We start from the raw sequence: 6128 nt of genomic DNA on the forward strand, positions 1-6128 counted from the left end.
GGGGGTGGGGGGGGGCGGCGCCGGACGTGGGGGCGGGCGCCGGACGTGGGGCGTGGTGCGTGGGACGGGCCCGTGCTGCTGCCGCTGTCGGCGCGGACGCCGTCGGCGCTGGTCGCGTATGCCCGGGCCTTCCGGGACGAGCTGGTGCGGCGCCCGGATCTCGACCCTGCCGATCTGCTGACGACGACCGCGCTCGGGCGGCGTCATCTGCCCCACCGGCTGGTCGTCACCGCGCCCTTCGTCGAGGGGCTGGACGCGTTCCTCGCCGGTGCGCCGGGCGCCCTGACCGGGACGGCCGACCGGACCGTGGCCCCCGCCTTCCTCTTCAGCGGCCAGGGCACCGGCGGCCCCGGCATGGCCGCCGCCCTCGCCGCCCGCTTCCCGGTCGTCGCCGAGGTGCTGCGGGAGTGCGCGCGGGTCTACGAGGAGGAGACGGGCGAGCACGACTTCCTGGAGCGGATCACCGGCGGCCCCGGCATGCCGGGGGTCCACGAGGACCGCGCCGGCCGGGACTCCGAGGGGGCGCACGCCGTCAACGGCCCGAACACCACGGACCGGCCGGGCACCCCCGGCGAGGCAGGCCATGACAGCCCAGCCGGCCAACCCGCCGAACGGGACTCCGGCAGAGCACACGCCACCAGCGCCCCAAGCATCACCGACCGACCGGCCACCCCCGGCAGGGCGGACCATGACGGCCAACCCGCCAGCCAGGACTCCGACAGAACGCGCGCCACCAACGGCCCGAACACCACCGACCGGCCCGCCACCCCCGGCGAGGCACGCCATGGCAGCCCAGCCGATCGGGGCGTCGGGGAGGCGCACCGGCCCGCCCGGCACGGCCCCGTCGTCGCGGACCCCCGTCGCCTCGACCGGCCGCTCGGCCCGGAGTCCGGTGTCGCCTGGGACACCGCCTTCGCGCAGCCCGCGATCTTCGCTCTGCAAGTCGCGCAGACCCGGCTGTGGCGGAGTTGGGGTGTGCGGCCCGGGGCGGTCGCCGGGCACAGTGTCGGGGAGTTCGCGGCGCTGTGTGCCGCCGGGGCGCTGTCCGTGGCGGACGGTATGCGGCTGCTGTGCCGGCGGGGCCGGCTGATGCAAGGCACGGCGCCCGGCGCGATGCTCGCCGTCTTCGCCGACCGGGACCGCGTCCGGCGGCTCGTCGCCGAGGTCGGGCGTGTGGAGCTCGCCGTGTCCAACGGGCCCGAGCACCAGGTGCTGGCCGGCCCGCCCGACGCCGTCGACGAGGCGTACCGCCTGCTGACCGAACAGGGCCTGACCGGCGTACCGCTCCCGGTGGACCGTGCCTTTCACAGCGCTCTCCTCGACCCGGTCCTCGACGAACTGCGCACGGCCGCCGAGAGGACCGAACTGCGGCCCGTCGAGATCGAGTTCGTCAGCGGTCTCGACGGCGTCGCCCATCCCCCGGGCTGGCTGCCCGACGCCGACCACCTCGTCCGCCAGGCCCGCCGCCCCGCAGACTTCCACGCCGTACTGCGCACCCTGGGCGCCACGGACGCCCTGCTGGAACTCGGCCCGGACGCCACCCTGACCCGGCTGGCCCGCCGCGCGGTGCCGGACACCCTCTGCGTGCCCACGGGCGGCACCCCGGACGACGTGTGGCGGGCCGCGGCCCGGCTGCACTGCGCCGGGGCGCCCCTCGACTGGGCCGCCCTGCTCGAAGGGTGCGGGGGCCGGCGTATCCCGTTGCCCACCTACCCCTTCGAGCACCGGCCGTACTGGATCGGCCCACCGCCGCCGCCCACCACGGCCGCACCCGCACTCGAACCCGCGCACGGACCCGCGAGAGAACCCGATGGGGAGAACGACGTGACCGACCAGGCAGTACTCAAGCGCGTACGCGAACTGACCGCACAGCACCTGGGATACGACCAGGACGGGCTGCGCGCCGGTCAGACCTACGTGGGACTGGGCGCGGACTCCCTGCAACTGATCGGCATGCTGCGGCAGTTGGAGGGCGAGTTCGGGGTGCGGCTGGCCGTGCGGGAGCTGCTGGAGGACGCGGGGTCACCGGAGTTGACGGCACGGCTCATCGCGGAGCGCGTGGCACGGCCGGCACCGGAGCCACGGGCCGAGATCATCGACGTACGGCAGATACCGGAGCGACAGGACACGGCACCCTCCGAGGCTCCCGGCCCCGACGCGTACGCCAGCCGGGCCGAAGTCGCCGAGCTGCGGCGGCAGATCGACGTGCTGGCCGAGACCCAGGCCTCGTTGATCACCCAGCTCTCCGACGCCGTCGCCCTGCTCACCGCCGAGCGGGCCGCCCGATGAGCCCGGCCACGGCGGCGGACCGGGCCGCGGCCCTGTCCCGCCGGCTGGACGAGCAGCTGGCGCGGGCCAAGGGCACAGCGGATCCCGCACCCGCCGTCCACGGCCCCCGCGTCACCCTCCCCCACGACTCCGGCATGGCCGGCGCCGACGCCACCGACGCACAGCGCGCGCACGCCGCCGACCTCACCCGGCGGCTCACGGAACGCACCCGGACCTCCAAGGAGCTCGCGCAGTCCCGGCGTTCGGTGCTCGCGGACAGCCGGGCCGTGGTCGGGTTCCGGCGTTCGACGAAGGAGACCCTGTACCCGCTCGCGGCCAGTGGCGCACGCGGCGCGCGGCTGACGGACATCGACGGGAACACGTACACCGACATCACGATGGGCTTCGGATCCCTGCTGCTCGGGCACGAGCCGCAGTGTGTGACCGAGGCCGTGCGGGCACACCTGGACGGCGGGCTGCGGTTCGGGCCGCGCCCGGTCGAGGCGGGTGAAGTCGCCCAGCTGCTCGCCGAGTTCACCGGCATGGAGCGCGTCGCGTTCGCGGCCTCCGGCACCGAGGCCAACTCCGCCGCGATCCGGCTCGCCCGCGCAGCCACCGGACGCGACCGGATCGTCATGTTCCGCGGCTCCTACCACGGTCACCTCGACACGGTGCTCGGCCGCCCCGGACCGGGCGACTTGGCCGTGCCCGTCTCCCGCGGCATCCCCGACAGCGCCGTCGCGGAGCTGATCGTCCTGGAGTACGGCAGCCAGGAGGCCCTCGCCACCATCGACGCGCTCGGCGACGGCATCGCCGCGGTCCTCGTCGAGCCCGTGCAGTGCCGCAACCCCGCCCTGCGCCCGGTCGCCTTCCTGCGCGAGCTGCGCGAACTGACCCGGCGGCGCGGCATCGTGCTGCTCTTCGACGAGATGCTCACGGGTCTGCGCCCGCATCCGCGCGGCGCCCAGCACCACTTCGGTGTCGTGCCCGACCTCGCCACCTACGGCAAGGCGCTCGGCAGCGGCTTCCCCGTCGGGGCGATCGCGGGCCGGGCCGACATCATGGACGGCGTCGACGGCGGATTCTGGCGGTACGGCGACGAGAGCCGCCCCACCGCCGAGACGACGTTCTTCGGCGGGACCTATCTCCAGCACCCGTTGTCCATGGCGGCGGCCAAGGCGGTCCTCACGCATCTCGACGCCGAGGGCCCCGGGCTCCAGGAGCGCCTCAACGCCCGTACGGACGCCCTCGCCGACGACCTCAACCGGTTCTTCACCGACGAGGAATTCCCCCTGGAACTCGCCCACTTCGGGTCGATGTTCCGGTTCGTCCACCGCGCGGACATGGAACTGCTCTACCAGCACCTGCTGTTGCGCGGCATCTACGTCTGGGAGTGGCGCAGCTTCTATCTCTCCACCGCCCACACCGACGCCGACACCGAGCGGGTCGCGGACGCGGTGAAGGGGTCCCTGCGGGAGCTGCGGGAGGCGGGCTTCTTCCCGCCGTCCCGGTCCTCGGCCGCCGCCCGCAGGCCCGAACGCCCGGCCAGGCAGCTGGACTTCGGGGTGTACTTCTTCGGGGACTACCCCGACGCCGACAGCACCTCCGCCTACGACCGGCTCGTCGAGACCGCCCGCTTCGCCGACGAGCGCGGCTTCAGCTCCCTGTGGCTGCCCGAGCGGCACTTCCACTCCTTCGGCGGCCTGTTCCCCAACCCGGCCGTACTGGCTGCCTCGTTGGCACGGGAGACCAGCCGTATCCGGCTCAACGCCGGATCGGTGGTGCTGCCGCTGCACGATCCGGTGCGGGTCGCGGAGGAGTGGTCGGTCGTCGACAACCTCTCCGGCGGCCGGGTCGGCCTCGGTTGCGCCACCGGCTGGCACGCCCAGGACTTCGCGCTGCACCCGGACCGTTTCGAGCGCCGCAAGGAGATCGCCTTCGCGCACCTCGACGACGTGACGACGCTGTGGCGCGGCGGTGCGGTACGGCGCACCGGCGGCGAGGGCGAGCCCGTCGACGTGCGGATCCATCCGCGCCCGGTGCAGGAGCTGCCGCCGATGTTCCTCGCCACCTCCGGGCGGCGGGCCTCGTACGAGGACGCGGGGCGGCGTGGACTGGGCATCGTCACCAACCTGATGGGGCAGACGGTCGCCGAACTCGCCGACAACATCCGCCATTTCTGCAAGGCCCGCGAGCAGCACGGCCTCGACCCCGACACCGGCCGCGTCACCGTCCTCCTCCACACCTACCTCGGCACGGACCACGCCACGGCCCGCGCGGAGGCCCTGGAGCCGATGAGCCGCTATCTGCGCTCCTCCCTCCAGATGCGGTCGGCGGCGAGCGCGGCGGGCGCCGGACCGGAGGACGTGGCCTCCGCGAGCGACGACGACCTCGACTACCTCTTCCGCCGCGCCTACGACCGCTACTGCGACGAACGCGCCCTCATCGGCACACCCGACAGCTGCACACCCCTGGTGGATTCGCTGCGCGGGGCCGGCGTCGACGAGATCGCCGCCCTGGTGGACTTCGGAATGCCTGCGGACCACATGCGCACGGGCCTGGAACACCTGGACGCGCTGCGGCGGCGCGTGGCGGGGGCGGTGCCGGGGGGCGTGGGGGCGGCTTCGCCGGGCGGGGGCACGGAGAGGGCGGTGCCGCTGAGCGCGGGCGCGGTGGGGGCGTTTTCGCCTAGCCGGGGCGCGGCGGAGACGGTGCAGCCGAGCCTGGGCGCGGTGGAAACGGTGCCGCCGAGCCTGGGCGTCGCGGAAGCCGTGCCACCAGCCGGGAACACAGAGAAGGCCGCGCCGCCGAGCCTGAGCACCGTGGAGGCGGTGCCACCAAGCCAAGGCGTGGCGGGGACGGTTTCGCCGAGCCGAGGCATCGCGGAAGCCATGCCGCCAGGCGCGAACGCGGAGAAGGCCGTGCCACCGAGCCGAGGCGTGGCGGAGACCGTGCCGCCGAGCCGAAGCATCGCGGAAGCCATGCCGCCAGTCAGGAACACAGAGATGGCCGCGCCGCCGAGCACGAGCGCGGTGGGCGCGGGCGGTCCCGGCTCTGTGGGTGCGCAGCGGCGGGTCGTCGGCCGTCGAGGCGTCGCGGAGGACCTCGGTGGGGCCGCGACCGGGGGCCCGCTGGACACGGTCCGTCGCGGTCCCGCGACCGACGCCCAGCGTCGGCTCTGGCTCGCCGCCCGGCTGATCGCCGATCCGGCCGCGTACAACGAGATCCAGTCCGTGCGGCTGCGCGGCCCCCTCTCCGAGCGGGCGCTGCGCACGGCCGTGGCGGGACTCGTCGAGCGGCACGCGGGGCTGCGGACGGTCTTCCGCGCGGCGGGTGACACGGTCGAGCAGGTCGTACGACCGGACCTGCGACCGGAGTTGACGGTGACCGACGTCGACGGGACGCGGGCGGTGGCCGCCGTTCTGCGCGAGGAGAGCGGACGGCCGTACGACCTCGCAGAGGGGCCGCTGTTCACACCCCGGCTGCTGCGCCTCGCGGCGGACGACCACGTGCTGGTCCTCGGCCTGCACCACATCATCACGGACGCCCACTCGGCGGGACTGCTCGCCGCGGACCTGGAGGAGCTGTACCGGGCGGCGGCGGAGGACCGGGAGCCGGTGTTCGCGGCACCGGCGGGGAGCACACTGGACGACCCGCGGACCGCTCACACCCCTGCCCACCCGCACGCACCGGCGTTCGCCACACCCACCGCAAGCACCTCGACCGAGCCACAGGCCACCCACGCCCCCGCTCCCGCGCCCGCCCACCTGAACGGGCCGCAGCCCGGCCACCACCACGCCGACCCGGAACAACGGCGCCGGGCTGCGGCCCGTTCAGGTGGGCGGGAGCGGGAGCGGGGG

2 protein-coding genes are annotated in these 6128 nt (G+C 74.8%); both read left to right on the plus strand.

What is annotated here, in order from left to right:
- A partial coding sequence (locus HLK59_RS47345; protein WP_206328450.1) for an acyltransferase domain-containing protein occupies positions 1-2289 on the plus strand: 2289 nt, incomplete at its 5' end.
- A partial coding sequence (locus tag HLK59_RS47350; RefSeq protein ID WP_171147881.1) for a MupA/Atu3671 family FMN-dependent luciferase-like monooxygenase occupies positions 2286-6128 on the plus strand: 3843 nt, incomplete at its 3' end. The genes HLK59_RS47345 and HLK59_RS47350, both read left to right, overlap by 4 nt.

The sequence above is a fragment of the Streptomyces sp. S3(2020) genome, assembly GCF_013044505.1.
In the GTDB taxonomy this organism is placed as follows: Bacteria; Actinomycetota; Actinomycetes; order Streptomycetales; family Streptomycetaceae; genus Streptomyces.